25 protein-coding genes are annotated in these 26,505 nt (G+C 69.2%); 17 read left to right on the top strand and 8 right to left on the bottom strand.

Translation table 11 applies throughout. From position 1 onward, the window contains the following. Positions 1-89: 89 nt before the first annotated feature. The 3 genes from bufA2 to J2X20_RS12450 all read left to right on the top strand — a co-directional run bounded on the left by bufA2 (position 90) and on the right by J2X20_RS12450 (position 2,137). Positions 90-344 (top strand): BufA2 family periplasmic bufferin-type metallophore, encoded by a 255-nt coding sequence (gene bufA2, locus J2X20_RS12460; protein WP_310265005.1) that lies wholly within the window; start codon positions 90-92, stop codon positions 342-344. A 189-nt stretch (positions 345-533) separates the two neighbouring features. Further along, positions 534-1,355, top strand: coding sequence for an MNIO family bufferin maturase (bufB, locus tag J2X20_RS12455; RefSeq protein WP_310265003.1), 822 nt, complete (start codon positions 534-536; stop codon positions 1,353-1,355). After that, the gene (locus J2X20_RS12450; protein ID WP_310265001.1) at positions 1,352-2,137 is read left to right on the top strand and encodes an HvfC/BufC family peptide modification chaperone; all 786 of its coding nucleotides are present in this window, start codon (positions 1,352-1,354) and stop codon (positions 2,135-2,137) included. Before bufB ends, J2X20_RS12450 begins: the two co-directional genes overlap by 4 nt. Here J2X20_RS12450 and J2X20_RS12445 read toward each other — a convergent pair. Beyond that, on the bottom strand, positions 2,119-2,976 hold the full coding sequence (locus J2X20_RS12445) for a hypothetical protein (protein ID WP_310264999.1): 858 nt from the start codon (positions 2,974-2,976) through the stop codon (positions 2,119-2,121). The two genes, J2X20_RS12450 and J2X20_RS12445, sit on opposite strands and share 19 nt — an antisense overlap. 98 nt (positions 2,977-3,074) lie before the next feature. Between J2X20_RS12445 and J2X20_RS12440 the strand changes: the two genes are divergently transcribed. Further along, positions 3,075-3,611: a peroxiredoxin gene (locus tag J2X20_RS12440; RefSeq protein WP_310264997.1), complete on the top strand. Its 537-nt coding sequence runs from the start codon at positions 3,075-3,077 to the stop codon at positions 3,609-3,611. Continuing rightward, positions 3,608-5,005: an amidase gene (locus tag J2X20_RS12435; RefSeq protein ID WP_310264995.1), complete on the top strand. Its 1,398-nt coding sequence runs from the start codon at positions 3,608-3,610 to the stop codon at positions 5,003-5,005. Before J2X20_RS12440 ends, J2X20_RS12435 begins: the two co-directional genes overlap by 4 nt. 3 nt (positions 5,006-5,008) lie before the next feature. On the opposite strand, the gene J2X20_RS12430 is transcribed toward J2X20_RS12435, so the two are convergent. After that, entirely contained in the window at positions 5,009-5,620 is a 612-nt protein-coding gene (locus J2X20_RS12430) for a PEP-CTERM sorting domain-containing protein (RefSeq protein WP_310264993.1), read from the bottom strand. Positions 5,621-5,922: 302 nt separating this feature from the next. Between J2X20_RS12430 and J2X20_RS12425 the strand changes: the two genes are divergently transcribed. Then, entirely contained in the window at positions 5,923-6,225 is a 303-nt protein-coding gene (locus J2X20_RS12425; RefSeq protein ID WP_310264991.1) for a putative quinol monooxygenase, read from the top strand. A gap of 10 nt (positions 6,226-6,235) precedes the next feature. Here J2X20_RS12425 and J2X20_RS12420 read toward each other — a convergent pair whose 3' ends face one another. From J2X20_RS12420 to J2X20_RS12410, 3 genes are read right to left on the bottom strand one after another with little or no spacing between them, the layout of a single operon-like run. After that, entirely contained in the window at positions 6,236-6,721 is a 486-nt protein-coding gene (locus tag J2X20_RS12420; protein ID WP_310264989.1) for a hypothetical protein, read from the bottom strand. Between the two features lie 46 nt (positions 6,722-6,767). Beyond that, entirely contained in the window at positions 6,768-8,240 is a 1,473-nt protein-coding gene (locus J2X20_RS12415; RefSeq protein ID WP_310264987.1) for a hypothetical protein, read from the bottom strand. After that, entirely contained in the window at positions 8,240-8,716 is a 477-nt protein-coding gene (locus tag J2X20_RS12410; RefSeq protein WP_310264985.1) for a hypothetical protein, read from the bottom strand. Before J2X20_RS12410 ends, J2X20_RS12415 begins: the two co-directional genes overlap by 1 nt. Before the next feature lie 54 nt (positions 8,717-8,770). Between J2X20_RS12410 and J2X20_RS12405 the strand changes: the two genes are divergently transcribed. Next, entirely contained in the window at positions 8,771-9,391 is a 621-nt protein-coding gene (locus tag J2X20_RS12405; protein ID WP_310264983.1) for a glutathione S-transferase, read from the top strand. 11 nt (positions 9,392-9,402) lie between these two features. Further along, positions 9,403-9,804 carry a nuclear transport factor 2 family protein gene (locus tag J2X20_RS12400; RefSeq protein ID WP_310264981.1) on the top strand — a complete coding sequence of 134 codons (402 nt, stop codon included), beginning with the start codon at positions 9,403-9,405 and terminating at the stop codon, positions 9,802-9,804. A gap of 1 nt (position 9,805) precedes the next feature. Here J2X20_RS12400 and sppA read toward each other — a convergent pair whose 3' ends face one another. Next, positions 9,806-11,686, bottom strand: a complete 1,881-nt coding sequence (gene sppA / locus J2X20_RS12395) for a signal peptide peptidase SppA (protein WP_310264979.1) — start codon at positions 11,684-11,686, stop codon at positions 9,806-9,808. Positions 11,687-11,770: 84 nt separating this feature from the next. On the opposite strand from sppA, the gene J2X20_RS12390 reads away from it, so the two are divergent. Both J2X20_RS12390 and J2X20_RS12385 read left to right on the top strand, forming a co-directional pair. After that, a complete protein-coding gene (locus J2X20_RS12390; RefSeq protein WP_310264977.1) occupies positions 11,771-13,423 on the top strand; it encodes an FMN-binding glutamate synthase family protein in 1,653 nt (550 codons plus the stop codon). 103 nt (positions 13,424-13,526) lie between these two features. Further along, complete coding sequence (locus tag J2X20_RS12385) at positions 13,527-14,174, top strand: response regulator (protein ID WP_310264975.1); 648 nt, start codon at positions 13,527-13,529, stop codon at positions 14,172-14,174. Positions 14,175-14,315: 141 nt separating this feature from the next. Here J2X20_RS12385 and J2X20_RS12380 read toward each other — a convergent pair whose 3' ends face one another. Further along, positions 14,316-14,939, bottom strand: a complete 624-nt coding sequence (locus J2X20_RS12380; protein ID WP_310264974.1) for a glutathione S-transferase family protein — start codon at positions 14,937-14,939, stop codon at positions 14,316-14,318. A gap of 196 nt (positions 14,940-15,135) precedes the next feature. On the opposite strand from J2X20_RS12380, the gene J2X20_RS12375 reads away from it, so the two are divergent. The 3 genes from J2X20_RS12375 to purB are packed head-to-tail and all read left to right on the top strand — an operon-like array spanning position 15,136 to position 18,768. Further along, entirely contained in the window at positions 15,136-16,323 is a 1,188-nt protein-coding gene (locus J2X20_RS12375; protein WP_310264972.1) for a YjgN family protein, read from the top strand. After that, a complete protein-coding gene (locus J2X20_RS12370; RefSeq protein ID WP_310264970.1) occupies positions 16,323-17,351 on the top strand; it encodes a M48 family metallopeptidase in 1,029 nt (342 codons plus the stop codon). The genes J2X20_RS12375 and J2X20_RS12370 overlap by 1 nt, the downstream gene beginning before the upstream one ends. Positions 17,352-17,391: 40 nt before the next feature. Beyond that, on the top strand, positions 17,392-18,768 hold the full coding sequence (gene purB, locus J2X20_RS12365; protein WP_310264968.1) for an adenylosuccinate lyase: 1,377 nt from the start codon (positions 17,392-17,394) through the stop codon (positions 18,766-18,768). A 56-nt stretch (positions 18,769-18,824) separates the two neighbouring features. Here purB and J2X20_RS12360 read toward each other — a convergent pair whose 3' ends face one another. Beyond that, a complete protein-coding gene (locus J2X20_RS12360; protein WP_310264966.1) occupies positions 18,825-19,334 on the bottom strand; it encodes a GNAT family N-acetyltransferase in 510 nt (169 codons plus the stop codon). Positions 19,335-19,407: 73 nt separating this feature from the next. Between J2X20_RS12360 and J2X20_RS12355 the strand changes: the two genes are divergently transcribed. The 4 genes from J2X20_RS12355 to J2X20_RS12340 are packed head-to-tail and all read left to right on the top strand — an operon-like array spanning position 19,408 to position 26,486. Next, positions 19,408-21,633, top strand: coding sequence for a putative bifunctional diguanylate cyclase/phosphodiesterase (locus tag J2X20_RS12355; RefSeq protein ID WP_310264964.1), 2,226 nt, complete (start codon positions 19,408-19,410; stop codon positions 21,631-21,633). Further along, the gene (pyrF, locus tag J2X20_RS12350; protein WP_310264962.1) at positions 21,633-22,436 is read left to right on the top strand and encodes an orotidine-5'-phosphate decarboxylase; all 804 of its coding nucleotides are present in this window, start codon (positions 21,633-21,635) and stop codon (positions 22,434-22,436) included. Before J2X20_RS12355 ends, pyrF begins: the two co-directional genes overlap by 1 nt. A gap of 2 nt (positions 22,437-22,438) precedes the next feature. Beyond that, positions 22,439-25,744 carry a PAS domain-containing hybrid sensor histidine kinase/response regulator gene (locus J2X20_RS12345; RefSeq protein ID WP_310264960.1) on the top strand — a complete coding sequence of 1,102 codons (3,306 nt, stop codon included), beginning with the start codon at positions 22,439-22,441 and terminating at the stop codon, positions 25,742-25,744. Between the two features lie 28 nt (positions 25,745-25,772). Next, positions 25,773-26,486: a queuosine precursor transporter gene (locus tag J2X20_RS12340; RefSeq protein WP_310264958.1), complete on the top strand. Its 714-nt coding sequence runs from the start codon at positions 25,773-25,775 to the stop codon at positions 26,484-26,486. Positions 26,487-26,505 lie beyond the last annotated feature (19 nt).

Raw genomic sequence — 26,505 nt, 5'->3', positions numbered from 1 at the left:
GACGCAAGCTGGCAAGTCGGTTCCGCTGTTCAGGGCCGACCTGTGGTGATTACCCGATCTCATCCACTTTCTTTTTCTGGAGACTCCACATGAACGCATCCCTGAAGACCGGCCTGGGCATTGCCGCCGCCGCTGCCGCCCTGTTCGCCACTGCCGTGCCGACGACCGCCATGGCTGCCGACGGCATGGTCAAGTGTTCCGGCGTGAACGGCTGCAAGGGCACTTCCGAGTGCAAGACCGCCAAGAGCGACTGCAAGGGCCACAACGGCTGCAAGGGCCAGGGCTGGGTCAGCAAGAAGAGCGCTGAGGAATGCACCAAGGCCGGCGGCAAGGTGGAGAAATAAGACCACCCCCGAGGCGCTTGACGCGCCTCCCCCTCAAGGGGGCGCAGCCAGTGGCCTGGCAAAGCGCTTTGCGCTTCAGTGAAGGCTCATATCGCTTGCGATGTGACGCCGGAGCTAAAGCCAGTTCCACGGCTGCCGCTTGATGGCGTGCGAGCCTGCGGCCGCACGTCATTCTTTGTTTGCGAACACATGACCAAGATTCAAGGCTTTGGCCTCGGCTTGCGCACCGAGCATTACGCCGCCTTCGAGGCCGGTGTCGATGCCGCCGTGAGGCCCGACTGGCTGGAGATCATTTCCGAGAACTACATGGTGCCGGGCGGGCCGCCGCTGGTGCATCTGGAGCGCATCCGGGCCGACTACCCGCTCGTCATGCACGGCGTGTCGCTGTCGGTCGCCGGGCCGGCGCCGCTGGATCTCGGCTATCTGCGTGAACTCAAGGCCCTGGCCGACCGCCTCGAGCCCGGCTGGGTGTCCGACCACCTCTGCTGGAGCGCCGACGCCCACAGCCAGCTGCACGACCTGCTGCCGGTGCCGCTGACGCGCGCGGCGCTGGACCATGTCGGCGGCCGCATCGCCCAGGTGCAGGACGCCCTCGGCCGGCCGCTGGTGCTGGAGAACGTCTCCAGCTATGTGCGCTTTGCGGCCGACGAGATGACGGAATGGGACTTCATCGCCCAGCTGCTGAAGGCCACCGGCGCCCAGCTGCTGCTGGACGTCAACAACGTCTATGTCTCGGGCCGCAACCACGGCTTCGACCCGGTCGCCTATCTCGACGCCATTCCCGTCGAGCCGGTGCGCCAGATCCACCTCGCCGGCCACGAGGACCGTGGCGACATCGTCATCGACACGCACGACCACCCGGTGCGCGACGAGGTCTGGGCCCTCTACCAGCATGCCGTCAAGCGCTTCGGCGCCGTGCCGACCATGATCGAGCGCGATGACCATATCCCGCCGCTGGAGAGCCTGCTGGCCGAGCTGAGCGTGGCCCGCCGCCTGGCTGCTGAATCATGAGCGTGACGCAGCAACAGCGGCAGCTCGCCGCCGCCATCCGCGACGGTGGGGACGCCACCGGCCTGCTGGCCGGCGATCACGCGATCGGCCTGGAGGTCTATCGCCATGCCTACCGCGCCCGCCTCGTCGCAGCGCTGACCGACAACTACACCGTGCTGGCCCGAGCCCTGGGCGACGAGGCCTTCGAGGCCCTGGGCCAGGCCTATCTGGCCGCCACGCCCAGCCAGCATCCGTCCATCCGCTGGTTCGGCCACGAGCTGGCCGGCTTCATGGCCGCGGCCGATGACGATCTCGTGCCCCATGCCAGCCTGGTCGACTTCGCCCGCATGGACTGGGCCCTGCGCGGCGCCTTCGACGCGGCTGAGGCGCCGCCTCTCGACCCGGCGACGCTGGCGGCCCTGAGCTCCGACGACTGGGCCGATCTCGTGCTGCAGCTGCAACCCAGCGTGCAGCGCGTGACGCTCGCCCACGCCATCGAGCCCGCCTGGCGCGTGCTGCGCGAATGGGAACCGGAATTCGGCGACGTTCAGCCCGAACTGCCCGAGCCCGTGCCGCATGAGCACACGCTGCTGGCCTGGCGCCAGGCCGGCGAGACCCGCTGGCGTTCGCTGGAGCCGCTGGAGGCCGGCCTGCTCGAAGGCGTCGCCGCCGGCGCGCCCTTCGCATGGCTGTGCGAGCGCGTTGCCGAGCAGCTCGGCGACCCCGAGGCCGCCGCGCCTGCCGTCATCGGCGCCCTGCAGCGCTGGCTGGCCGACGGCCTGCTTCAGGAGCGCGCGTCGTAGTTCAGCGGGTGAGTGGCCTCGCGCTGCCCCCTCAGCGTGCCATGGCCGTTCATCGTCGGCGCGATCGTGCCGTAGGCGGTGCGGATCCAGGCCACGGTGAACTGGCATTCCCGCACCGCCGGTGTGTCGGCCGCGTCCTTGTTGGCCGCGCGGCTGGCATTGTTCATCGCGGTGTCGACGGTGGCGGGCTCCAGCCGGTAGCCGCCGGCCACACCGGCCTCGGTGACGGCGGCCAGGGCCAGGTCCTTGAACGGGAAGCTGCTGTTGTCGGCCCGGGTGCAACCGCCGGTGGCCGCGGCGCTGGCGTCGCCGCTGGTGGCGAGGTTCAGGCGCACGGCCAGGGCGCTGCCCGAGCGGCGCAGCGTGGGGGCGCCGGTGGGCTGCAGGATGGTGAACGCCGCGGGCAGCATCACCTCGCTGACATGGCGCACGCCGGCGCGCGTGAAGACGACGCGCACCAGCGGCTGGGCGGCCGAGGCGTTGATGTAGAGGCTGTAGTCCAGGCGCTTGCCGTCGGGGTTGTTCATGCGCACTTCGGGCTCGGCGTCGGTACTGGCCATCAGGCTCTCGTTGCCGGCCAGCAGCACGGTCGTCGTCGCGTTGGCCGACTTGCCGAGGAAGCCCTCCAGGAAGATGGCGCGGTTGGCATCGATCTGCGTGGCCGTGAAGCGCGGGCTGATCTCGTCCACACGCAGCGTCGAAGACTCGGTGCAGTTGCGCACCGTGCAATTGAAGGCGTCGTCGAGGGGCTCGGTGTCGTCGCTGGGGGCGCCACAACCAGCCAGCGCGAGCACCGCGCAGCCCAGCGACGCCGGCACGCGGCAGTTCGGGAAAGTCATGGGTTTTCTCTGGGTTGTTCGTCGGCGCAGATACTAGGGGCGACGGCCGCCGCCACGCTTTGACGGCCATTGTGAATACTCACCCGACAGGAGTCGTTATGTTTCCCAGGCCATTTCACGCTGTCGCACTGGCGCTGGCGTTGAGCGCTCCGTGCGCGCATGCCACGCTGTCCGTGGGCGCCGCCGCGCCGGACTTCAGCGCCGAAGCCGCGGTGGGCGGCCAGGCCTTCAAGTTCCGCCTGGCCGAAGCGCTGAAGCAAGGCCCGGTGGTGTTGTATTTCTATCCCAAGGCCTTCACCAGCGGCTGCACCGTGGAAGCCCACCAGTTCGCCGAGGCGACCGACCGGTTCAAGGCCCTCAACACCACCGTCATCGGCATGTCCAATGACGACATCGACACGCTGAAGAAGTTCAGCGTCGAGGCCTGCCGCAACAAGTTCGCCGTCGCGGCCGATGCCGGCGGCAAGGTCATCAAGACCTATGACGTCGCGCTGAAGCTGGTGCCCGGCACCATGGCCGACCGCGTCTCCTACCTGATCGCCCCGGACGGCAGGATCGCCGCCGTGCATGCCAGCATGAACCCCGATGGCCACATCGACGCAATGTTGAAGGCCGCCGAGAAGTTCAAGAAGTGACCGCCGGCCTCCACGCTCTCGACGCGACCGCGTTGCTGGCGGCCTATGGTTCGGGCGAGCTGTCGCCCGTGGAGGTCATGCAGGCCGTGCTCGACCAGGCGAGCCGGCGCGAAGGCGAGCTGCATGCACTGTGCGCCGTCGACGCCGAAACCGCGCTGGCGGCCGCCCGGGAGAGCGAGGTTCGCTGGCGTGCCGGCGCGGCGCTGGCGCTCGACGGCGTGCCCGTCACGCTGAAGGAAAACATCGCCGTGCCGGGCGCCGGCTACCGCCTGGGTACCGCCGCCACGGCCGACGATGCGGTGGCCGACTTCGAGGCCCCGCCCGCGGCCCGCCTGCGCGAGGCCGGCGCCGTTCGCTGGGCGCGCACCACCATGCCCGACTACGGCATGCTGAGCTCGGGCCTGTCCAGCCTCTACGCCGAGCCGGCCCGCAATCCCTGGGATGTGGCGATGACGCCCGGCGGCTCCAGCGCCGGTGCAGCGGCTGCCGCTGCCGCCGGCTATGGCCCTCTGCATCTCGGCACCGACATCGGTGGCTCCATCCGGCTGCCGGCCGGCTGGTGCGGCCTGGTCGGCCTCAAGCCCAGCCATGGCCGCGTGCCCATCAAGCCGGGCTATGCCGGCCGCGTGGCCGGGCCGCTGGCGCGCACGGTTGCGGACACGGCGCTGATGCTGGCCGTGCTGGCCCAGCCGGATGCGCGCGACCCGACGCAGCTGCCGCCGGGATTCGTCCAACGTCCTCTCGACCCGCGTGGCCTGCGCATCGGCCTGCTGATGGAAGCAGGCTGGGGTGACACGGTGCAGCCCGAGGTCGCGGCCGCCATCATGGCCGCAGCGCGCGCCTTCGAACAGGCCGGTGCCATCGTCGAGCCGCTGGCCCCCTTCACGACACGCGAGATGGCCGAGGGCATCGACCGCTTCTGGCGCATGCGCTCCTGGCTGGACATTTCGGCCCTGGCGCCCGAGCGGCGTGCCAAGGTCCTGCCCTATATCCTCGACTGGGTGGCGCCCGCGGCCGGCTATGACGGCGGCACGGTCTTCCGCGGCTACAGCCAGATGCAGGCCCTGCGCGAAGCGGCCAATGCCGCCTGCGAGCCATTCGATTTCGTGCTGTCGCCGGTCGCTCCCATGCCGGCCTACCCGGCCCATCTCGCCAGCCCCCTGCACGATCCGGCCCGACCCTTCGAGCACATCGCCTTCACGCTGCCCTACAACATGAGCGAGCAGCCGGCGCTGTCCATCAACGCGGGCTACACGGCGGGCGGCCTGCCCATCGGACTGCAGGTCATCGGCCGCCGTTTCGACGACGCCGGCGTGCTGGCGCTGGGCGCGCTGTGGGAGCAGCTGCGGCCCATGCAGCGCGCGTGGCCGTTCAGCGCCGAACTCCGCGGCTGATGCTCAACGGGCGCGGCGCCTTGCGGCCATCAAGCCGCCAAGGCCCACGACGACCAGTGCGAGGGAGGCCGGCTCGGGAAGGGCGCGACCCGCGCCGACGACATTCACGTCATCGAACATGTAGAAGCTCCCGCCGTTGCTGCCCATGAAAGCCAGCGTGCTGCTGGTGCCGCTCGCCTGCACGTTGAACGTGTAGTGGGTCCACGCGAATGGGTCGGCCTGGCTGAGCGCGAGCAGTTCGATACCGTTCCAGGTGACCTTGAAGCCATTCGGCGCGCAAGCCGCATAGTCCGGACAATTGGCCAGCCAGAATGACACTTCATAGGTCTTGCCCGCCTCGGTGGACAGGTCCTGGCTGATGCCCCCCAGCCCCATCAGGCCATTGATCGCGGAATATTGGCCGGAATGGGGACCCCCAGTGGCCTGGAATCCGCCCACCGCTTCGCACAGGCTGAGGGTCGATGGCCCGCACACCCTCAGCCATGAATCGTCGATCGAAGCGGTCCAGCCCGTGAAGTCGCCGGTCTCGAAGCCGCCGTTGACCACCAGATTGGCATGGGCAGCTTGGGCGAGCCCGAAGACCAGGAAGAGTGATGAAAAGAGTCTTGAGTACATGGTGATTCCCAGATGATGGATCGTTTCGGTCAATCCCCGGGTTGAAGCGTGCGAGCTCGCGCACTCGGTCATGAGTGCTCTCCGGGAGGTGGTATCTGCAGCAGGGTGCTGCGATGGGAGCAGTCTCTGAAGCGCCGGTTGCAGCGCCGTTTCGCGCCGGCGCGCGGCGTGTTTCATTTGTTGGATGCGCTTGGGCGCAACGGCGGCCGTCGCTTCTACGATGCCGGGGTGCTGGCCCTCGGTGCCGTGCGGGAGCCGCTGCGCCCCGCCCAACATCCCTGGCCTGTCTGACGGAGCCCACCATGATCCTCGTCCTTGGCCATGTCACCGCCCGCCCCGAGCACTTCGATGCGGTGCTGAAGCTCAGCCAGCAGCATGTGGCGCGCTCGCGCGCCGAGCCGGGCTGCATCGCGCATGCCGTGCACCGCGATACCGAGAATCCGCTGCGCCTGGTCTTCGTCGAAAAGTGGAGCGACATGGCGGCCCTGCAGCTTCACTTCCGCGTGCCGGCCTCGCGCGAGTTTGGCAAGGCGCTGGCGACGCTGGCGTCCGAGCCGCCGGGGCTGGAGATCCACGAGGCCGCAGAGGTCAGGCCGGCGGGCTGAACGCGGGGGGTCAGCCGCGCCCGATGCTCGCAGGCAAGGGTTGCTCCGGCAGGCCGGCCTCGCGCAGCACGCGGTTGACTTCGTCCCAGGCGGCGGTGACGTCCGTACAGACCTGGAAGGGGCGGCTGCGCCGGTAGACGGCAGCCATGTCGAGCACCATGGCGGCGTCTTCGTCGCCGGGCGCGACGAGCAGGATGGTGGCCAGCGGCACCGTCTGGCGCTCCACGAAACCGCCCACCGTCTCCTTGAATTCGCGCAGGCCCTCGTCGTCCATGCCGAGCGGCCGGCGGAATTCCATCAGGCTGACGTAGCGCCGGTCCGCCGGGATGCGGTCTGCTGCGATGTTGGTGCCGCGCTTGGCCGCAGCCATCAGCGCTGCGTCGAAGGGCCCCTGGGCGATGTAGTGCATGACCCGGCCGATGAAGCCCACCGTGACGCGGCCGAAGCCGTGGGTGTCGGGCTGCTCGTGCAGGGGGGCGTGACCTGGGGCGTTCATGGACGTCGGGCCGGGCAGATTTTGCGCCTGGCCGCGTCGACCGAGCTTACCGCCGCTTGACGAAGCCGAGCAGCGCCGCCATCGGCAGCACCGAGCGCGGCCGGTAGGGCAGGCGCCACAGGCCGCCGTGGTTGGCGGTGTGCACCAGCAGCTTGAGCGGATGGGCGAAGTCGCGTGGCGCCGTGCGCAGCTGGTGCACCCACATCGCGGCCATCAGCGCATTCGTCGTCGCCGGCGCGAAGACCTCGACGCCAAAGGCCTTGGCGCCGCGAAAGCCCGCCGCCAGCAGCGGGTTGGAGACGACCGAGGCCGTCGTGGTGCTGGGCGCTACGTTGAAGGCCACGCGATGGCCGTCGGCGCGCGCCACCAGGGCTCGCCATTGCTGCAAGCGCTTGGCCATCGCGTAGTTGGGACCCTGTTCGACGACGAGGGCGTCCACCAGACCCCAGTGGCCGAAATCGCCCGCGTCGATCAGCGTCTCGATATGCGGCGCAAAGCCGCGCCCGCCGCTGGACAGGCGGGCGCCGAACTGGGCCAGCTTCTTGACGACGCCGCGTTCGGCATAGCGGCGCATGACATCGCGCGCCAGTTCCTCGGGCACGGCGAAGACGTCGGTCGGCGTGGCCATATAGGCGAGCTGGGTGCGCGCGTCGGCGGCGCACAGCGTGGCGCTGATGGCGTCCATGGCCAGGGACACGCGCACATGGCGCTCGCCGTCCAGATAGGCGAGGTTGGCGATGGACAGCGGCTGTCCGAGGGACGCCAGCCAGGCGGCGATCTCGGGCGTGTCGGCCAGCAGGTCGGCGCCGGCGTGGGCGGCGTCCAGCGGCTGGCCCTGGGCGACGGGCGCGGTCAGCGTCGCATTGCCGGCGGCGACGGTGGCGGCAATGCGCTTCCAGGTCGCGGCGCGGGCGAGGTCGATGCCGACGAGGTTGGCGCGCCACTTGGCCAGCCAGGCCAGCGGGCCGGCCTCGCTGCCGGCGCCCAGCAGCACCAGATGCTGGTCGGACAGGTCGAACCATTCCGGATGGGCCAGGCAGTCGCGCAGGGCGCTGGCATGCGCGGCCTCGCAGACGCCGGCCTTCTCCCAGCGATCGATCTGACGGGCCAGGGCGTCGCCGGACAACTCTCGGCCCTGATGGGGCACGGTCCAGGGCGCCGGTGCGGCGTCGCCGCTGCCGTGCAGCTGCAGGGTCTGGAAGCGGCGCTGCGGCGCGCGCATGGCATCGGCCAGCGAGAGAGCCTTGCCGGCGCGCACAAAGGGCAACTCGCTCCAGGCCGCCGTGAGCCCCGCGCGCGCCGAGGCGACGACGCCGACGGGCCTGGCCGCCTGGGCCTGCACGAGGGCCAGCCAATGGGCGGGATAGGCATGGCGCCAGTCGCGTTCGGCGGTGACAGCATCTGCTGCCGTGGCATCGAGCCCGCGCAAGGCCGCGGCCACGATGCGCTGGCCCGGCGCCCCGGTGGAGCGCTTGCCCTTGGCATCGAGCGGCCATTGCAGGCCCGGCGCTTCACTCATCAGCGCGGCGGCGGTTCTTGCGTGGGCAGGCCGGCCGCGGCCAGGTCGGCATTGACCAGGGCCCAGGCGGCGTCGAAGTTGTCGGCGCGGCGCACCGGCCGGCTGGCGCGCCAGATGTCCATCAAGGCCGGCAGGCGTTCGATGCCGGGAATGCCGGGGCGCACCAGGAAGACGGTGGACACGGCGACGATGCCGCGCGAGCCGAAGGCGTCGATGCTGGCGCGCAGTTCGGCCAGCGCATCGGAGTCCATCTGCAGGCTGCCGCGGATCTCCAGCAGGTCGCCGAAGCGGCGGTCGGCCGGCAGGCGCTTGCCGGCCAGGGCGATGGCGCGCTTGACGGCGGCCATCAGCGGTGCGTCGAAGGGGCCTTCGGCCAGCGACACCATGACGCGGCCATGCACGCCCACGCTGACGCGGCCGAAGCTGGGCTTGACGACCGGATGGCGGGAAGGGGGAAGAGCGGGGCCGGAGCTCATGGTGTGAGATTATTTTGCACGCTTGGCGGCACGCTCAATGAAGGAGTCATGGCAATGTTGACCTTGTACGGTACCAAGGGCTCGGGCTCGGCCGCCATCGAGGCGGCGCTGGCGCGGGCGGGCCTGGCCTACACGGGCGTGGACGCGGCTTCCTGGAACCCCGGCCCGGGACGGGACGAGCTGCTGCGCGTCAACCCACTGGGCCAGATCCCGACGCTGGTGCTGGCCGACGGCACGGTGTTGACGGAAAGCGCGGCCATCCTCATCCATCTGGGCCTGACGGCACCGCCGGGCCTGCTGCTGCCCGCCGACGCCAGCGCGCGGGCGCGCGCCATCCGCGGCCTGGTCTATATCGCGGCCAACTGCTATGCCGCCATCAGCGTCATCGACTACCCCGAGCGCTGGTGCGAGCCCTGCGACGACGCGATGAAGACGCAGATCCGTGCCGGCACGCGGGCCCGCCTGCACGAGCACTGGCGGCTGTTCGCCGACCAGTTCGAGATCGGCTTCGACGCCGGCTCGCCCGGGGCGCTGGAACTGCTGGCCACCGTCGTGTCCAAATGGTCGGGGTCGCGGCCCATGCTGCAGGCGGAGAGGCCGAGCTTTTATGCTCAGCTGCTGCGCGTGGAGCAGCAGGCGGAAGTCGCCGCCGTCTTCCAACGCCACTGGCCATGACTGGAGCCCCCATGACCCACCCCATCGACGCCTGGCATGCGCTGGCGAAAGCCCGCAATCCCCGTGCCCTGGCGGCCCTGCTGGCCGACGAGGTCGTCTTCCACTCGCCCGTCGTGCACACGCTCCAGCGCGGCAAGCTGCTGGCGTCGCAATATCTCGGCGCGGCGCTGATGATCCTGGGCAACCAGAGCTTTCGCTATGTGCGCGAGATCCGCGGCGAGCGTGACGCGCTGCTGGAGTTCGAGCTGGAGCTCGAAGGCGTGGCCGTCAACGGCGTCGATCTGATCCGCTGGAACGACGCGGGCCAGATCACCGACTTCAAGGTCATGATCCGGCCCCTGAAGGCCATCCAGGCCGTGCAGCAGAAGATGGCCGAGCTGCTGGCGCAGATGCAGCAGCAGGCTCAGCAGTAGTTCAGGGCACACCGCACAGGCAGTGCACCGCGGCGGCCTTGTCCCACTGACCGCGCGCCGAGTGCTGCGCGAGCTCCTTCAGAACCGCCAGCTCCTCGCGCACCGGCGCGGGCAGGGCGTCCAGGCCAAGCGAGGCGCCGATGGACGCGCTGATGGACGGCGCCACCGCGTCGGTCAGCGAAGCCAGCAGGCGCTCGCCGCGGCTGAGGTCGCGCTCCACATAGACCAGGCGCGGCTTCTCGCCGGCCTTGACCTCGAGCTTGGCGAGCTGGACGGCCGTCTGCACGGCGTCGCCAAAGCTGCCCAGGCGGTCGACCAGGCCGCGCTCCTTGGCCTGTGAGCCGGTCCAGATGCGACCCTGGGCCACGGCGTCAATCTTTTCCGGCGTGCTCTTGCGCGCCTGGGCCGCCAGCGTCGTGAAGCGGCTGTAGGTGTTGTCGATGCTGGCCTGCACGGCGGCCTTCAGCCGCGGGTCCAGCGCTCGGCGCGGGTCGTAGCCGCCGGCCAGCCAGGTCGTCGTGACACCGCCGGTGTGCAGGGACAGCTTGTCCATCAGGCCTTCGGCTGTCGGCAGCATGCCGAACACGCCGATGCTGCCGGTGATGGTGCCGGCGTCGGCGAGGACGGCGTCGCTGGCCATCGAGATCCAGTAGCCGCCCGAGGCCGCCACGTCGCCCATGGAGACGACGACGGGCTTGCCGGCCTGGCGCGTCAGCTCCAGCTCGCGGCGCACGATCTCGGAGGCGAAGGCACTGCCGCCGGGCGAGTTCACGCGCAGCACCAGGGCCTTGATGGCATCGTCCTCGCGCGCCTTGCGGATCAGCCGCGCGGTGGAGTCGCCGCCGATGCGGCCCGGGCCGGCATCGCCATCGACGATCTCGCCCTCGGCGACGACGATGCCGATGCCCGCCTGCAGCTTGTTCGGCGCACCGGCCTCCTTCACATAGGCCATGTACTGGCTCAGGGACACCTGGCGGAAGCTCTTGCTCTCCTCATCCTTGGCGCCCTTGGCGATCAGCAGCTCGCGCATCTCGTCGCGCGTCTTCAGGCCGTCGACGAGCTTGGCCTGCAGGGCCAGCTTGGCGACGTCGCCCTGGGAGGCCGCCATCAGCCTGGGCAGGTCGGCGATGTCCCGGGCGATGCTGCCGGCCTCGAGCTTGCGGGCGGCTTCGATGCTGGCCGTGAAGCCGCTCCACAGCTCGCCATAGACCAGGCCCTCGGACTCCAGCGTCGCCGGGCTGGGGCCATTGGCCGTGTAGGTCTCGGCAAAGTTCTTGAAGGTGCCGACCTTGAGGACGTTGGGCGCCACGCCGATGCGGTCCAGGGCGTCCTTGTAATAGGTGCGGTAGCGGCCGAAGCCTTCGAGGCCGACCATGCCCATGGGGTGCACATAGACCTCGTTGGCCTGGGTGGCCACGAAATAGCCGCGCTGGCTGTAGCTGTCGGCATAGGCATAGACCGGCTTGCCGCTCTTCCTGAAGGCCTGCAAGGCCGCGCTCACCTCGTGCAGCCCGGCCAGGCCGGCGCCCTGCAGCTCCTCGACGTCCAGCAGCACGGCGCTGATCTTGTCGTCCTTCGCGGCCTGGTCGAGCACGGCGAGCACGTCGCGCAGCCGGGTCTGGTGCGGCACGCTCTGGCCGCGGGCCTGGGCGGCCAGCTGCTCGCGCGGGCTGCCGGAGAACTGCTCGACGAGGTTGCCGTCGAGCTTGAGGACCAGGGTGGTCTTGTCGTTCAGTGGCTTGGGGCCGCGCGTCACGATGGCCGTCACGATGACGACGAGCAGGATCAGCACCAGCAGGTTCATCAGCGCGCGTCGGGTGCCATCCAGCAGCCACCAGGCCTTGGAGAACAGCCAGCCGAGTGTGGAGAAAAAGGACTTCATCGACAGCTACCTTGAGGGTTGATGCGGGCAATTGTGAGGGCCGGCGGCCTTAGCATCCGCCGGTCACGGTTTTGAGGACATCTCATGCTTGCCTGGCCCAGCTGGACGCGGCGCATCAACGAGTATTTCCCGCTGCGTTATCTGACGTGGATGCTCTGCGGCCTGCTCGCGTTGTTCTTCGCCATCGGCTGGATGGGCGGGCTCACCGACGGCGTGCTGGTGATCGTCTTCCTCGGGCTGACGCTGCTCGGCCTGCGCGACTCGCGCCAGACGCGTCATTCCATTCTGCGCAACTACCCCGTCATCGGCCATCTGCGCTTTCTGCTGGAGTTCATCCGCCCCGAGATCCGCCAGTACTTCCTGGAGGGCGACAACGACGCCGCGCCGTTCTCGCGCGCCCAGCGCTCCATCGTCTACCAGCGCGCCAAGGGCGACCCCGACCAGCGCCCCTTCGGCACCCAGCTCGACGTCAGTGCGCGTGGCTACGAATGGATCAACCATTCCCTGGCCCCGACCCATCTCACCAGTCACGACTTCCGCATCACCATAGGCGCCGGCCGCGCCCAGCCCTATTCAGCCAGCGTCTTCAATATCTCGGCGATGAGCTTCGGGGCGCTCAGCGCCCATGCCATCCTGGCGCTGAACAAGGGCGCCAAGCAGGGCGGCTTTGCCCACGACACCGGCGAGGGCTCGATCAGCGCCCACCACCGCGTGCATGGCGGCGACTTGATCTGGGAGATCGGCTCGGGCTATTTCGGCTGCCGCAACGAGGACGGCAGCTTCAGCGCCGAGAAGTTCGAAGCCAATGCCCGCGACCCCCAGGTCAGGATGATCGAGCTCAAGCTCAGCCAGGGCGCCAAGCCTGGCCATGGCGGCGTGCTGCCCGGCCCCAAGGTGACGGCCGAGATCGCCGCCGCGCGCGGTGTGCCCGAGGGCGTGGCCTGCATCTCGCCAGCCCGGCACAGTGCCTTCTCGACACCGGTCGAGATGATGCAGTTCATCGACAAGCTGCGCACGCTGTCGGGCGGCAAGCCCACCGGCTTCAAGCTCTGCATCGGCCATCCCTGGGAATGGTTCGCCGTCTGCAAGGCCATGCTGGAGACGGGCATCACGCCGGATTTCATCGTCGTCGACGGCGCCGAGGGCGGCACGGGGGCGGCGCCACTGGAGTTCACCAACCATGTCGGCGCGCCGGTGCAGGAGGGCCTGCTGCTGGTGCACAACACCCTGCTCGGCCTGAATCTGCGCGACAAGATCAAGATCGGCTGCGCCGGCAAGGTCACGACGGCCTTCGACATCGTGCGCCTGATGGCCCTGGGCGCCGACTGGTGCAACTCGGCGCGCGGCTTCATGTTCGCCCTGGGCTGCATCCAGGCCCAGGCCTGCCACACCGGCCACTGCCCGACCGGCGTGACGACCCAGGACCCGCACCGCCAGCGCGCCATCGTCGTGCCCGACAAGGCCCAGCGCGTCGCCAACTTCCACCAGAACACACTGAAGGCGCTGAAGGAACTCGTCGAGGCCGCCGGTCTGTGCCATCCGCAGGAGATCACGGCCCAGCACATCGTGCACCGCCTGGACAAGCATGAGGTGCGCTTGCTGGCCAATCTGCTGCCCTTTGTCGAGCCCGGCGCGGTGCTGCGCGGCGAGTTGCCGCACAACACCTTCCGCATCTACTGGCCGCTGGCCAGCGCCCACAGTTTTGCGCCGCAGGGCAATATCGAGCGCACGGCCTGAGACCACCCATCCCGGTGCCGCCCGCTCGCGGGGGATGGGGACTGCAAATTAGGGGGGCAAGGCCCAAAACGCGCACAATGCGCAGCGGTTACATCCCTGCGCCATGCCCACCGTCTACCTTCTCCGTCTCAGCGAGGCCACGCTGCAGCGCACCCGCTCGCTGCTGCTGCAGGCCAAGGGCGTGGAGCTGGCCGGCAGCAGCACCGTGCTGGCAGATGCGCTGGGCGAACTCGCGGCGCTGGCGCCCGATATCGTCGCCAGCGATCTGCGCCTGGTGGACAGCCATGCGATGCGCGTTGCCCATGAGTTGGGCCGTTTGCCGGTGCGCCCCCAGCTGCTGCTGTTGACGCCGACGGCCGACGACCTGCAGCTGTTCGCCGCCCTGAGCGCCGGGGCCAACGCCTATCACGTCGATGACGGTGGCGGCGCCGGCCTGGTCGAGGCGCTGATGCGCCTGCATGACCGCCGCGCCATGCTCAGCCCGCAACTGGCCCGCCAGGCCATGGCGGCCTTTGGCATCGAGCGCAGTCCCCTGGCCATGGCCCGCCAGGTCGCCGCGCCGCTGGACGCCAGCCCTGCCGGCCGCCAGATCGACCAGGCCAGCCGCCATCTGCTGACGCTGCTGGCCCAGGGCCTGCTGCTGGCCGAGATCGCGACGCTGTGGAAGCTGCAGGCGGCCGAGATCGAAGGCCGCGTCTGGCGCCTCGTGCGCCTGCTGCATGTTCGATCCAGGGAGCTCCTGATCGCCTGATGCGGGCCGAGCGCCGGGCCGCTCCCAAGCCGGCCCGCGTTGGCGATGTGCTTGCTGCTCGATGCAGCAAGCATCGCCGTCCCCGCGGGGGACCGATCAGACTCGCTCGCGTTCAGCGATGCGAGGCTGGGCGAGGGGCCGTCAGCTCGGCACAGTGTCCATGAAGCTCTGGCGCTGCGAGAGCTTGTCCATGTGACGCGCCAGGTTGGGGTGGGTCTCGCGCCAATGGATCTCGGGGAAGCGGAACTCCAGCCAGCCCAGGGCACAGCCCAGCGAGATGTCGGCCAGCGAGAAATGATTGCCTGAGCACCAGGCCTTCTCGCCCAGGCCCTGGCTCATCGCGGCCAGGGCGGCATGGACCTTGGTCAGGTTGCGGTCGATCCAGGCGGGGCTGCGCTGCTCGGGCGTGCGATGCGTCCAGGTGCGCTCCAGGCGCACGAGGATGCCGGCGTCCATGATGCCGTCGGCCAGGGCCTCCCAGGTGCGCACTTCGCAGCGCTCACGGCCACGCTCGGGAATGAGCTTGCCCACCGGCGACAGCGTGTCCACGTACTCGACGATGACCCGCGAGTCGAAGACGGCGCCGGTGATGGAGTCCTGGCCTTCCATGACCAGGCAGGGCACCTTGCCCAGCGGGTTCATCTTCAGGATGGCGTCGCTGCCCCAGACGTCTTCAAGCACCAGTTGGTAATCGAGCTTCTTCTCGGCCATCACGATGCGCACCTTGCGCACATAAGGGCTGGCGAGAGAACCGATCAACTTCATCGCGGTCATAGGGCAAACACGGGGATCACAAGTCGAAACGATTCTAGCCAGCGCCCCCCGGCGAATCGGCCGTGAAAAAGGCCTGTCGGCTGGGGCCGACAGCCACCGCAGGCAGGGGTTGCCAGCCCGGCTCGCGACCGCCAGAGTGTCGGCCGGCCCACCGCAGTAGACGGTGGCAGTGATCCAGGGAGAGCCCATGCCAGACATCGACGCCGCCACTGCCGCGGCTCCATCGCCGTTGCCGCCAGCGCCGCGTGTCCTCGAAATCCGCTTCACGGGTTCGGGCAGCGAATACTTCCGCATCTGGTCGGTCAATATGCTGCTCATCCTTGTCACGCTGGGCCTGTACCTGCCCTTTGCCAAGGCCAGGCGCATCCGTTACTTCTATGCCAACACCCTGGTCGACGGCCAGGCACTGAGCTTTCACGGCGATCCCAGGAAGATGTTCCGCGGCTTCCTGCTGCTGGTCCTGCTGATGGCGGTCTACAGCGGCGCGGGCCGCTTCTCCACGACGGCGGCCTTCGTCGCCTTCCTGATCCTGTGCGCCGTCTGGCCGGCGCTGTGGCGGGCCTCCCTGCAGTTCCGCCTGGGCAATACCAGCTGGCGCGGCCTGCGCATGCGCTTCGACGGCACGCTGCGGGGCGCCTATCTGAGCTGCGCACCCAGCTATCTGCCGGCCATCGCCCTGGTCGGCGGCGCCTCGGCGCTGGACCCCGAGGCCATCAAGGCCGCCGGCGGCGGCTTCACGCCGGGCCTGGCGATCTACTCCGTCGGCGCGCTGTGCATGACGCTGTTCGCCCCCTGGTCGCTGACGCTGTTCAAGCGCTACCAGCACGATGGCTACCGCATCGCCGGCCAGCACAGCCGTTTGAAGCTGTCGGTGGCCAAGCTGTATCTGCTGTCGCTGAAGACCATGGGCGTGGCCATCCTGCCCATGCTGCTCGGTGGCGCGCTGATGGCCGTTTTCGTGGGGTTGTCGCGCACCCTCGCCGGCCCCGAGCGGGCGGTGCTGGGCATGGTGCTGTTCAGCATCGGCCTGGCCTTGATGTATCTGCTGATGTTTGCCGTCGTCATGCCGTATGGCGCGGCGCGCATGCAGAACCTGGCCTGGAACGGCACGCGCAGCGAGGCCCTCGCGTTCAAGAGCCGGCTGAAGTTCCGTTCGCTGTTTGCGCTGACGCTGAAGAACTGGCTGCTGACGGCGCTGACGCTGAGCCTGTACCGGCCCTTCGCAGCGGTGTCGACCGCCCGGCTGCGGCTGGAGGCGGTGCAGATCGAGAGCAGCGAAGACCCGGCCGACTGGGTCGCCGCAGCCCATGCCGGCCATGCCGATGCGACGGGCGACATCGCCGGGGACTTCTTCGGCATCGACATGGGGCTTTGATGGACGGCAGCCCCCGCATCACTGCGGACTGGTTCGATGGCCGCAGTGCCCGCGCGCGGCCGGTCGAGGTCTGGCTGGACGGCAAGAGCCTGCACTACGGCGAGCACAGCGCGCCGCTCGCCGGCCTCACCTGGCCCGAACGCCAGCGCCACGGCCAGCGCCAGATCCTGCTGCCCGGCGGCGGTCTGCTGAGCGTCGCCGACGGCCCCGCATTCGACGCCTGGGCCCAGGCCTCGGGCCGCGGCGACAGCCTCGTCGTGCAATGGCAGCAGAGCTGGCGGCTGGCCTTGATGTCCCTGGTGCTGCTCGTTGCCGGCCTGGCCGCGGCCTACCGCTGGGGCCTGCCCTGGGCCGTGGACAAGGCGGTCGACGCCATGCCGCTGTCGGCCGAACGCAGCCTCGGCGAGCAGGTGCTGCACAGCCTGGACGGCGACTGGCTCAAGCCCAGCGGGCTCAAGCCCGAGCAGCAGCAGGCCTGGCGCCAACGCTGGTCCACGGTCGTCGTCCGCGCGCGCGCCAACGGCGGGCCGGCCTTGCCCGAGCGTTTCGAGATCCATTTCCGCGACGGCGGCAAGGCCCTGGGGCCGAATGCCTTTGCGCTGCCGGGCGGGGACATCGTCATCACCGATGCCCTGCTGGAGTTGCTGGCCGACGAGCCGGATGCGGTGATGACGGTGCTGGCCCACGAGACCGGCCATGTGCGCCACCGCCATGGCCTGCGCCTGATGCTGCGCGCCGGTGCGGTCAGCATCGTGGCCTCGGTCATCGTCGGCGACTTCTCCGCCCTGCTCGCCTCGGCGCCGGCGGTGCTGGCCGGCAATGCCTATTCGCGCGACAACGAACGCGAGGCCGACTTCTATGGCCGTGCCCTGGCGCGGGCCGGCGGGGCCGATACCTCGCGCATGGCCGCCTTCTTCGAGCGCCTGGCCAAGAAGCACCAGGCGACCGTGGACAACCACCCTTTGGCCATCGCGATCTCCACCCATCCGGCGGACGAAGAGCGGGTGCGCTTCTTCTCGGAGCGCTGAAAACTAGAATTGCGGGTTTTCCACGATCCGCCGGCCCGCCATGACCACGACCGACTTCAACCCGATCAGCGCTCTCTCGCCGCTGGACGGCCGCTATGCCGCCAAGGTGGCCGCCCTGCGCCCGCTGCTGTCCGAGTACGGCCTGATGCACCGCCGCGTGCAGGTCGAGGTGGAGTGGTTCATCGCCCTCAGCGACGCCGGCTTCAAGGAGTTCAAGCCGCTGTCCAGCGCCGCGCGCTCGCGCCTGCGCCGCCTCGTCAAGAAGTTCAGCGAGGCCGATGCCGAGGAGATCAAGGCCATCGAGCGCACCACCAATCACGACGTCAAGGCCGTCGAGTACTGGATCAAGCGCAGCTTCGAAGGCCAGCCGGAACTGCTGGCGGCGAGCGAGTTCGTGCATTTCGCCTGCACCAGCGAGGACATCAACAACACCAGCCATGCGCTGATGCTGAAGGCCGCGCGCGACGAGGTCATGCTGCCGGCCCTGGACGGCATCGTCGAGACGCTGCGCAAGATGGCCCACCAGTTCGCGGCCACGCCGATGCTGAGCCGCACCCACGGCCAGACGGCCAGCCCGACGACGGTCGGCAAGGAGATCGCCAACGTCGTGGCCCGCCTGGTCACGGCCCGCGCGCGCATCGCCGCCGTGAAGCCGCTGGCCAAGATGAATGGCGCCGTCGGCAACTTCAACGCCCACCTGTCGGCCTGGCCCAAGCATGACTGGGAGGCCTTCTCCAAGAGCGTCATCGAGAAGCAGCTCAAGCTCACGTTCAACCCCTACACGATCCAGATCGAGCCGCATGACTACATGGCCGAGCTGTTCGACGCCTTCACGCGCGCCAACACCATCCTGATCGACTGGTCGCGCGATGTCTGGGGCTATATCTCGCTGGGCTACTTCAAGCAGAAGACCAGGGCCGGCGAGATCGGCAGCTCGACGATGCCGCACAAGGTCAACCCCATCGACTTCGAGAACGCCGAAGGCAATTTCGGCCTGGCCAGCGCCATGCTGACCCATCTGAGCCAGAAGCTGCCGGTGAGCCGCTGGCAGCGCGACCTGACCGACTCGACCGTGCTGCGCAACATGGGCGTCGGCCTGGGTTATGCGCTCTTGGGCTACGACTCCCTGGCCAAGGGCCTGGGCAAGCTGGAGCTCAATGAGGCGGCCCTGGCCGATGACCTGGATGCCGCCTGGGAAGTGCTGGCCGAGCCCATCCAGACCGTCATGCGCCGCTACGGCCTGCCCAACCCCTACGAGCAGCTCAAGGAACTGACCCGCGGCAAGGCCATCACGCAGGAGTCCATCCGCGCCTTCATCGAGGGGCTGGACCTGCCCAAGGCCGAGAAGGCAAGGCTGCTGAAGATGACGCCGGGCTCCTACACGGGTCTGGCCGCGGACCTGGCGAAGAAAATCTGAGTCCTTGCGGGACTGACCGAGCGGGCGCCGCAGCGAGCCGCGCTGTCCCCAACCGGCTAGAGATCGAGCTTGAACACTCTCGAGGGCCCCTCGTAGCCCTCGAGCTGTTCAAGACCCTGCTCGACAAAACCCAGCTTGGCCAGCAGGGCCACGCTGGGCGTGTTGTCGACGGCCGTGATGGCCATCAGCACCGGCCAGCCGAACGCCGCCTTGGCGTGGGCCACGCAGGCCCGCGCTGCCTCCAGCGCGTAGCCCCGGCCCTCGTGCTCGGCCAGCAGCGCATAGCCGAGGTCGGGCTCGGGCAGGGCGGGGCGCTTGAACAGGCCGCACATGCCCACCAGCACGCCGTCTTCGCGGCGCTCCAGGGCCCAGAAGCCGTGACCCAGTTCACGATAGGCCTTGAAGAGGCGGCCCTCGGCCCAGGTCAGGGCGTCCTCGACGCTGCGCACGCCGGGGTCGTTGATGTTGCGGATCCAGCCCGGCTCGTTGACGAGGCGCAGCAGGAAGGGGGCGTCAAGCGGTGTGAATTCACGCAGTGACAGGCGTTCGGTATCCAGGATATGCATGAGGCAAGACAATAACCGGTCATGCTCCGCTCCCTGCCCGCCAACCAGACCACCGCCGCCGCATAGACGCTTCATGAGCCTCGCGCCCGACCCCAGCGACAACCCCGCGCTCAGCCAGGCTTTGCGCGAGCTGGACGTCATCCTGGCCAACGCGGGCGTGGGCGTCGTCTTCGTCAAGGCGCGCACCCTGGTGCGCTGCAACCAGCGCTACGCCGAGATTTTCGGCTTCGACAGCCCCGAGGCGGCCGTCGGCAAGAGCAGCCACGAGCTCTACGAGAGCGAGCAGGACGCGCGTGGCCTGGGCGCCCGTGCCTATCCGGTGCTGTCCACCGGCGAGACCTTCCGCGGCGAACAGCTGATGCGGCGCCAGAACGGCCAGCTGTTCTGGGCCCACCTGACCGGCCGCCTCATCAACGTCGACGACCCGGCCGACGGCTCGATCTGGATCGTCGACGACATCAGCGAGCGCAAGCAGGCCGATGCGGCCCTGCAGGACCTGCACGCCGAGCAGCAGCTGATCTTCGACCACGCCATGGTCGGCATCGTCTTCCTGCGCGGCCGCCGCGTGACGCGCTGCAATCGCGCCTTCGAGCAGCTGTTCGGCTATGAGCCCGGCGAGCTGGACGGCCAGCTGTCGCGCGCCTGGTACCTGAGCGACGAGGACTGGAAGGCTGCCGGCGACGCCTGCTACGAGCCGCTGTCGCGCGGCGACTCCTTCCATGCCGAGATGCTGCTGGGCCGCAAGGACGGCACGCCCATCTATTGCGAGGTGCGCAGCAAGGCCATCGACCGCAGCGATCTGTCGCGCGGTTCCATCTGGATCACCCAGGACATCACGGCCCGCAAGCAGGCCGAGCTGGAACTGGTGCAGGCCAAGGCCCAGCTCGAGGCCCTTGTCGAGCAACGCACCCAGCAGCTGAGCCAGACCGTCGCCGCCCTGGAGCTCAAGGTCGCCGAGCAGCAGGCCGCCGAGGCCCGCGCCGAGCGTCTGGCCCTGTTCGACGGCCTGACTGGCCTGCCCAACCGCCATCTGCTGGCCGACCGCGCCAGCCAGGCCATCGACATCGCGCGCCGCAACGACGAGCCGCTGGCCGTCCTCTTCCTGGACCTGGACCACTTCAAGAACGTCAACGACTCGCTGGGCCACCGCGTCGGCGACAGCCTGCTGACCCAGCTCGCCGGCCGCCTGCGCGGTGCCGTGCGTGAGCAGGACACCGTGGCCCGCATGGGCGGCGATGAGTTCGTCCTCGTGCTGCCGCTGACCGACATCGCCGGTGCCGCCCACCTGGCCACCAAGCTGATGGGCCTGGCCAGCGCTCCCTTCCATGTCGACCAGCAGGAACTGACCGTCACGCCCTCCATGGGCATCGCGATGTTCCCGACCGATGGCGACGACTTCGACACCCTGTGCAAATGCGCCGATGCGGCCATGTACCGGGCCAAGAAGGATGGCCGCAACGCCTACCGCTTCTTCACGAGCGAGATGCAGGCCCAGTCGGCCCGCGCGCTGCAGCTGGAGAACGCGCTGCGCCGTGCGCAGGAGCGCAACCAGCTCAGCCTGCACTACCAGCCGCAGTTCGCGCTGGACGCCCAGGGCGAGAGCCATATCGTCGGCGCCGAGGCCCTGCTGCGCTGGAATCACCCCGAGCTGGGCTGGGTGTCGCCGGCCGAATTCATCCCCATCGCCGAGAGCTCCGGGCTGATCCTGCCCATCGGCGAATGGGTGCTGCGCGAGGCCCTGTCCCAGCTGCGCCGCTGGGATGCCGCCGGCCTGCCCGAGCTGACCATGGCCGTCAACCTGTCGGCCGTGCAGTTCCGCCATGACGACCTGCCCGAACTGGTGGGCCGTGTGCTGGAAGAGGTCGGCATGCCGGCCGAGCGCCTGGAGCTGGAGCTGACCGAGGGCGCCGCCATGGACAATCCGGCCGTTGCCATCACGGTCATGAACGAGCTGCATGCCCGCGGCGTGCAGCTGTCGATCGACGACTTCGGCACCGGCTATTCCTCGCTGAGCTATCTGAAGAAGTTCCGCGTCAGCAAGCTCAAGATCGACCAGTCCTTTGTGCGTGACCTGACCGACGACGCTGAAGACCGCGCCATCGTCGACGCCGTCATCCGCATGGCCAGCGCACTGGGCCTGGAGACCCTGGCCGAAGGCGTCGAGACCGAGGGCCAGCTGGCCTTCCTGCGCCGCCAGGGCTGCCAGTCCGTGCAGGGCTATCTGTTCAGCCGGCCGCTGCCCGCGGAGGCTTTTGCACAATTCGTGCTCGCCCGCACCATTCCCATCTCCGCCTACTGATGACCTTCGTTGCCCAGCTCCAAGCCCTGACTCCCCAATCGCGCCTGTGCGTCGGCCTCGATCCCGAGCCGAGCAAGCTGCCGGGGGCCTGGGCCGGCGACGCGTCGAAGTTCTTTGACTTCTGTGCGGCCATCGTGGATGCGACCAAGGATCTGGTCTGCGCCTTCAAGCCGCAGATTGCCTATTTCGCCGCCCATCGCGCCGAAGACCAGCTCGAGCGCCTCATTTCGTACATCCACGAGGTGGCCCCCGGCGTGCCCGTCATTCTCGACGCCAAGCGCGGCGACATCGGCTCCACGGCCGAGCAGTACGCCCGCGAGGCCTTCGTCCGCTACCAGGCCGACGCCGTGACCCTGTCGCCCTTCATGGGCTTCGATTCCGTCGAGCCCTACCTCGCCTACGAGGGCAAGGGCGCCATCCTGCTGTGCCGCACGTCCAACAAGGGCGGCGACGACTGGCAGATGCAGCGCCTGGCCGATGTGCCCGGCCAGCCGCGCCTGTTCGAGCATCTGGCGCATCTGGCCGAGACGCAGTGGAACCGCAACGGCCAGCTCGGCCTGGTCGTCGGCGCCACCTATCCGGGCGAGATCGCCCGCGTGCGCGAGCTCGCGCCCACCCTGCCCCTGCTGGTGCCGGGCGTCGGCGCCCAGGGCGGCGATGCCGCGGCCGTGGTGCAGGCTGCCGGCCGTTCCGCGCCGCTGGCCGTCAATTCCTCGCGCGCCATCCTCTACGCCAGCAGCGGCGCCGACTTCGCCGAGCGCGCCCGCGCCGTGGCGGAGGCGACCCGCAGAGCCCTCAGCTGAACATGGGGCGAGCCGGCGAAGACCTGAGCAGCCTCGTCGGGCATGCCGCACCGCCCGAGCAGCAGCGCGAGCGCCTGCAGAGCAGCATGCGCTGGCAGGCCTCACGGGTCTTCCTGCTGGCCTGCGCTCCCGTCTTCATCCCGGTGGCCGTGCTGCTGTGGTTCACACGCCAGCCCAATGAATGGATGGACGGCTGGCCGCCTGCGGCCCTGGCCCTGCTGATCTCGGTGCTGGCTCTGCTGCGCCTGGCCGTGCTGTCGCGCAGCACCCGCCGCAAGGAGCAGCCGCTGATCGCCCTGGGCATGATGGCCCTGGTGCTGGCCCTGCCGGTGGCCGCGGCCGTGTCGCGCGACCTGGGCCTGTGGTCGCTGAGCCTGCCGCTGATGAGCCTGGTCATCGCCTTCGCCACCGGCCTGCTGGGCCTGGTGGCCGGCGTCGCTCTGACGCTGCTGGGCGTGATCGCCCTGGCCGGCTTGGGCGCAGGCGAGGCCCTGGGCTGGGCCACCCATCCCATGGCCTCTTCCAGCCTGGGGCTGCGCGCCATCGTGCAGTTCAGCCTGCTGGGCTCGGGTCTGGTGGCGGGCGTGGGCCTGCTGAAAATGGTCAAGCGGTCGCTGGCCGAGGCCGACGAACGCACCGCAAGGTTCCGCGGCCTGCTTGGCATGGCGGTGGACTGGTATTGGGAGATGGACCGTGAGTTCCGCTTCACCCATGTCGCTGAGGAGCGTCCCGGTGCCTCGGGCCTGGACCTGAATTGCCGCCTCGGCAAGACGCCGTGGGAACTCGACGGCATGGGCCTGAACGACGACGAGCTCGACGCGCATCGCGCCGACCTCGAGTCGCACCGCCCCTTCCACGGCATGGTGGCGCGCCGCGTCGGCGTGGACGGCAGCGCGCGCTGGGTCTCCATCAGCGGCGAGCCGCGCTTTGACGCGCAGGGCAATTTCCGCGGCTACTGGGGCGTGGGCCGCGACGTGACGGGCGAAGTCGCCGCCGAGCAGACGGTGCAGGCCACCGAGACGCGCTACCGCGAGTTGTTTCGCCGCTCGCCTTCACCGCTGGTGCTGCACCGCTGGGGCCGCGTCGTCGACGCCAACCCGGCCGCCATGGCCATGTTCGGCTATGCGCAGCGCAGCAGCATGATCGGCCAGGACCTGTTCAGTCACTACGAGCCCGGCGACGACGAGACGGCCCGCCAGCAGGCGGCGCGCCTGGAAGGCATGGCCCCCGGCGCCATGCAGCCCATGGCCGAGTACCGGCTGCGCACGCTGTCGCGCCGCCGCCGCCTCGTGCAGGCCACCAGCGTGCGCGTCGAGACGGCTTCGGGCCCGGCCACGCTGACCTTCTTCACCGACCAGACCGAGCAGAGCCGCGCCCAGGACGCGCTGCGCCGCAGCGAGGGCCTGCTGTCGCACCTGGTCGCCACCAGCCCCGACGTCATCACGCTGACCGAGGCCGAGAGCGGCCGCTACGCGATGGTCAACAAGGCCTTCGAGCAGCTCAGCGGCTGGAACAGCTCCGAGATCCTGGGCCGCACAGCCGACGACATCGGCATCTGGCACAACGCTGCCGATCGCGCGGCGATCCGCGAGGCCATCCACCGTGACGGCATTGCCAGCAATGTGCCGGTGAGCTTCCGCCGCAAGGACGGCAGCGCCATTTCCATGCTGGTGTCGGTCGCGCCTTTCGAGATGGACGGCCAGAACTACCTGGTGCTGTATGCGCGCGATGTGAGCGAGAGCGAGCGCACCCGCCTCGTGCACGGCGCCATCCTCGAGAACGCCTCCATCGGCATTGCGCTGACGCGCGACCAGCAGTTCGTGCTGGCCAATCCACGCGTGGAAGCCATGTTCGGCTGGGACCGCGGCGCCCTGCTCGGCCAGCATGGCAGCGTCGTCTGGCCCAGCGTCGAGGACTGGCAGGCCGTCGGCCGCGACCTCGGGCCCCAGCTCGCCGCCGGTCAGCAGGTCGAGGCCGAGCGCACCATGCGCCGTCGCGACGGCTCCACCTTCCTGGCTCGCCTGCTGGCCCAGGCCGTCGACCCCGCCCACCCCAGCCGCGGCGGCACCATCTGGATCATCGAGGACGTCACCGAGAGACGCCGCGTCGAGGACCAGCTCGCCCACGCCAAGGACGAGGCCCAGGCCGCCAGCCGCGCCAAGAGCGCCTTCCTGGCCAACACCAGCCATGAGATCCGCACGCCGCTGAACGGCCTGCTCGGCCTGGGCCGCCTGGCCCAGCAGCCCGACATCTCCGAGACCCAGCGGCGCGACTACCTGAACCAGATGATGGACAGCGCCGAGAGCCTGTCGGGCCTGATCTCCGACATCCTGGACCTGTCCAAGATCGAGGCCGGCCGGCTGACGCTGGAGAGCCAGCCCTTCTCGCTGCGCGAGCTGCTCGCTTCCATCCGCCTGGCCTATCTGACGCTGGCCCAGGCGCGCGGCCTGACCTTCGCCGTCGAGATCGATCCGGCCCTGCCGAGCTGGGTCTTTGGCGATCCGCTGCGCACGCGCCAGATCCTGTCCAACTACCTGACCAATGCGCTGAAGTTCACCGAGACCGGTGGCGTCACCGTCAGCGTGCGGGCCTTGCCGGCCAATGCCCGGGGCAGCGCCGGCGAGTGGGTGCATATCGAGGTGCGCGACACCGGCCCCGGCATCGCGCCCGAGCAGCAGGCCCGCCTCTTCCAGCCCTTCACCCAGGCCGACGAGTCGACGACGCGCCGTTTTGGTGGCACGGGCTTAGGGCTTTCCATCTGCCGCGAACTGGCCATGCTGATGGGCGGCGAGGTCGGCCTGAACAGCAGCCCGGGCGAGGGCTCGGCCTTCTGGGCCGAGCTGCCCCTGCCGGCCGCGCCGGCGCCCATGGCCCACCAGCCGCGCGAGACCCGTGCTCCCGGCCATGCCCATGACGCTCTGCATGGCCGGCGCGTGCTGATCGCCGAGGACCACCCTGTCAATATGCTGATCGCCGTGGCCCAACTCGAGCAATGGGGCATGGAAGTCGCCCAGGCCAGCGACGGCCGCCAGGCCATCGAGGCCGTGCTCGCGGCGGCCAGCGTCGGCAAGCCCTTCGACATCGTGCTGATGGACGTGCAGATGCCCGTCATGGGCGGCCATGACGCCACGCGCGAGCTGCGCAAGCATTTCAAGGCCAGCGAACTGCCCATCGTGGCGCTGACGGCGGCGGCGCTGGTGTCGGAACGCGACGACGCCTTCGCGGCGGGCATGAACGACTTCCTGACCAAGCCCATCGACACGCCCAAGCTGCACCAGACGCTGTTACGTCTGACTTCCGCGCGTTGACAATGCCGGCTCCCAACAGGAGGAGCCCATGACCCCATCCGCGCCCCGCAGCTTCAAGTACTACGACTTGATCATGGCGGCCTTCGTCTGCGTGCTGCTGTGCTCCAACCTGATTGGCGCAGCCAAGGCGGCCCAGCTGACCCTGCCGGTCATCGGCACGGTCACCTTCGGCGCCGACCTGTTCTTCTTCCCGATCAGCTATATCTTTGGCGACATCCTGACCGAGGTCTACGGCTATGGCCGCGACCGCCGCGTCGTCTGGGCGGGTTTTGGCGCCCTGGTGTTCTCGGCCTTCATGGCCTATGTCGTCGTCCACCTGCCGCCGGCCCAGAACGACTTCATGGCGGCCTACCAGCCGCACCTGGACGCCGTCTTCGGCAACACCTGGCGCATCGTCGCCGGCTCCATGATCGCCTTCGCCTGCGGCAGCTTCGCCAACAGCTTCGTGCTGGCCAAGATGAAGATCGCGACGGCCGGCCGCTTCCTGTGGGCGCGCATCGTCGGCTCCACCGTCGTCGGCCAGCTCGTCGACACCGGCGTCTTCTTCCTGATCGCCTTCTATGGCATCTGGCCCAACGACCAGCTGTTCGCCGTCATCGTCACCCAGTACCTCTTCAAGACCATCTGGGAGGCCGTCATGTACCCGCTGACGGCCAAGGTCGTCGCCTTCCTGAAGCGCGCCGAGGGCGAGGACCATTACGACCGCGGCACCAACTTCAATCCCTTTTCGATCAAGGTGTGAGCGCGACGCGCCGGCTCGT

This window comes from Roseateles saccharophilus, from assembly GCF_031458095.1.
GTDB classification, from domain to species: domain Bacteria; phylum Pseudomonadota; class Gammaproteobacteria; order Burkholderiales; family Burkholderiaceae_C; genus Pelomonas; species Pelomonas saccharophila_A.
Note: the sequence above shows the minus strand (reverse complement) of the source record. Positions and strands in the feature narration are given on the sequence as shown.

Bases quoted from the DNA above. Each gene is read 5' to 3' on its own strand.
- pyrF (WP_310264962.1), top strand. From the start codon at position 21,633: ATGACCTTCGTTGCCCAGCTCCAAGCCCTGACTCCCCAATCGCGCCTG.
- J2X20_RS12375 (WP_310264972.1), top strand. From the start codon at position 15,136: ATGCCAGACATCGACGCCGCCACTGCCGCGGCTCCATCGCCGTTGCCG.
- purB (WP_310264968.1), top strand. From the start codon at position 17,392: ATGACCACGACCGACTTCAACCCGATCAGCGCTCTCTCGCCGCTGGAC.
- J2X20_RS12340 (WP_310264958.1), top strand. From the start codon at position 25,773: ATGACCCCATCCGCGCCCCGCAGCTTCAAGTACTACGACTTGATCATG.
- J2X20_RS12450 (WP_310265001.1), top strand. From the start codon at position 1,352: ATGAGCGTGACGCAGCAACAGCGGCAGCTCGCCGCCGCCATCCGCGAC.
- J2X20_RS12345 (WP_310264960.1), top strand. From the start codon at position 22,439: ATGGGGCGAGCCGGCGAAGACCTGAGCAGCCTCGTCGGGCATGCCGCA.
- bufB (WP_310265003.1), top strand. From the start codon at position 534: ATGACCAAGATTCAAGGCTTTGGCCTCGGCTTGCGCACCGAGCATTAC.
- J2X20_RS12410 (WP_310264985.1), bottom strand. From the start codon at position 8,716: ATGAGCTCCGGCCCCGCTCTTCCCCCTTCCCGCCATCCGGTCGTCAAG.
- J2X20_RS12440 (WP_310264997.1), top strand. From the start codon at position 3,075: ATGTTTCCCAGGCCATTTCACGCTGTCGCACTGGCGCTGGCGTTGAGC.
- J2X20_RS12415 (WP_310264987.1), bottom strand. From the start codon at position 8,240: ATGAGTGAAGCGCCGGGCCTGCAATGGCCGCTCGATGCCAAGGGCAAG.
- J2X20_RS12360 (WP_310264966.1), bottom strand. From the start codon at position 19,334: ATGCATATCCTGGATACCGAACGCCTGTCACTGCGTGAATTCACACCG.
- sppA (WP_310264979.1), bottom strand. From the start codon at position 11,686: ATGAAGTCCTTTTTCTCCACACTCGGCTGGCTGTTCTCCAAGGCCTGG.
- J2X20_RS12390 (WP_310264977.1), top strand. From the start codon at position 11,771: ATGCTTGCCTGGCCCAGCTGGACGCGGCGCATCAACGAGTATTTCCCG.
- bufA2 (WP_310265005.1), top strand. From the start codon at position 90: ATGAACGCATCCCTGAAGACCGGCCTGGGCATTGCCGCCGCCGCTGCC.
- J2X20_RS12400 (WP_310264981.1), top strand. From the start codon at position 9,403: ATGACCCACCCCATCGACGCCTGGCATGCGCTGGCGAAAGCCCGCAAT.
- J2X20_RS12425 (WP_310264991.1), top strand. From the start codon at position 5,923: ATGATCCTCGTCCTTGGCCATGTCACCGCCCGCCCCGAGCACTTCGAT.
- J2X20_RS12405 (WP_310264983.1), top strand. From the start codon at position 8,771: ATGTTGACCTTGTACGGTACCAAGGGCTCGGGCTCGGCCGCCATCGAG.
- J2X20_RS12445 (WP_310264999.1), bottom strand. From the start codon at position 2,976: ATGACTTTCCCGAACTGCCGCGTGCCGGCGTCGCTGGGCTGCGCGGTG.
- J2X20_RS12370 (WP_310264970.1), top strand. From the start codon at position 16,323: ATGGACGGCAGCCCCCGCATCACTGCGGACTGGTTCGATGGCCGCAGT.
- J2X20_RS12385 (WP_310264975.1), top strand. From the start codon at position 13,527: ATGCCCACCGTCTACCTTCTCCGTCTCAGCGAGGCCACGCTGCAGCGC.
- J2X20_RS12380 (WP_310264974.1), bottom strand. From the start codon at position 14,939: ATGAAGTTGATCGGTTCTCTCGCCAGCCCTTATGTGCGCAAGGTGCGC.
- J2X20_RS12355 (WP_310264964.1), top strand. From the start codon at position 19,408: ATGAGCCTCGCGCCCGACCCCAGCGACAACCCCGCGCTCAGCCAGGCT.
- J2X20_RS12420 (WP_310264989.1), bottom strand. From the start codon at position 6,721: ATGAACGCCCCAGGTCACGCCCCCCTGCACGAGCAGCCCGACACCCAC.
- J2X20_RS12430 (WP_310264993.1), bottom strand. From the start codon at position 5,620: ATGTACTCAAGACTCTTTTCATCACTCTTCCTGGTCTTCGGGCTCGCC.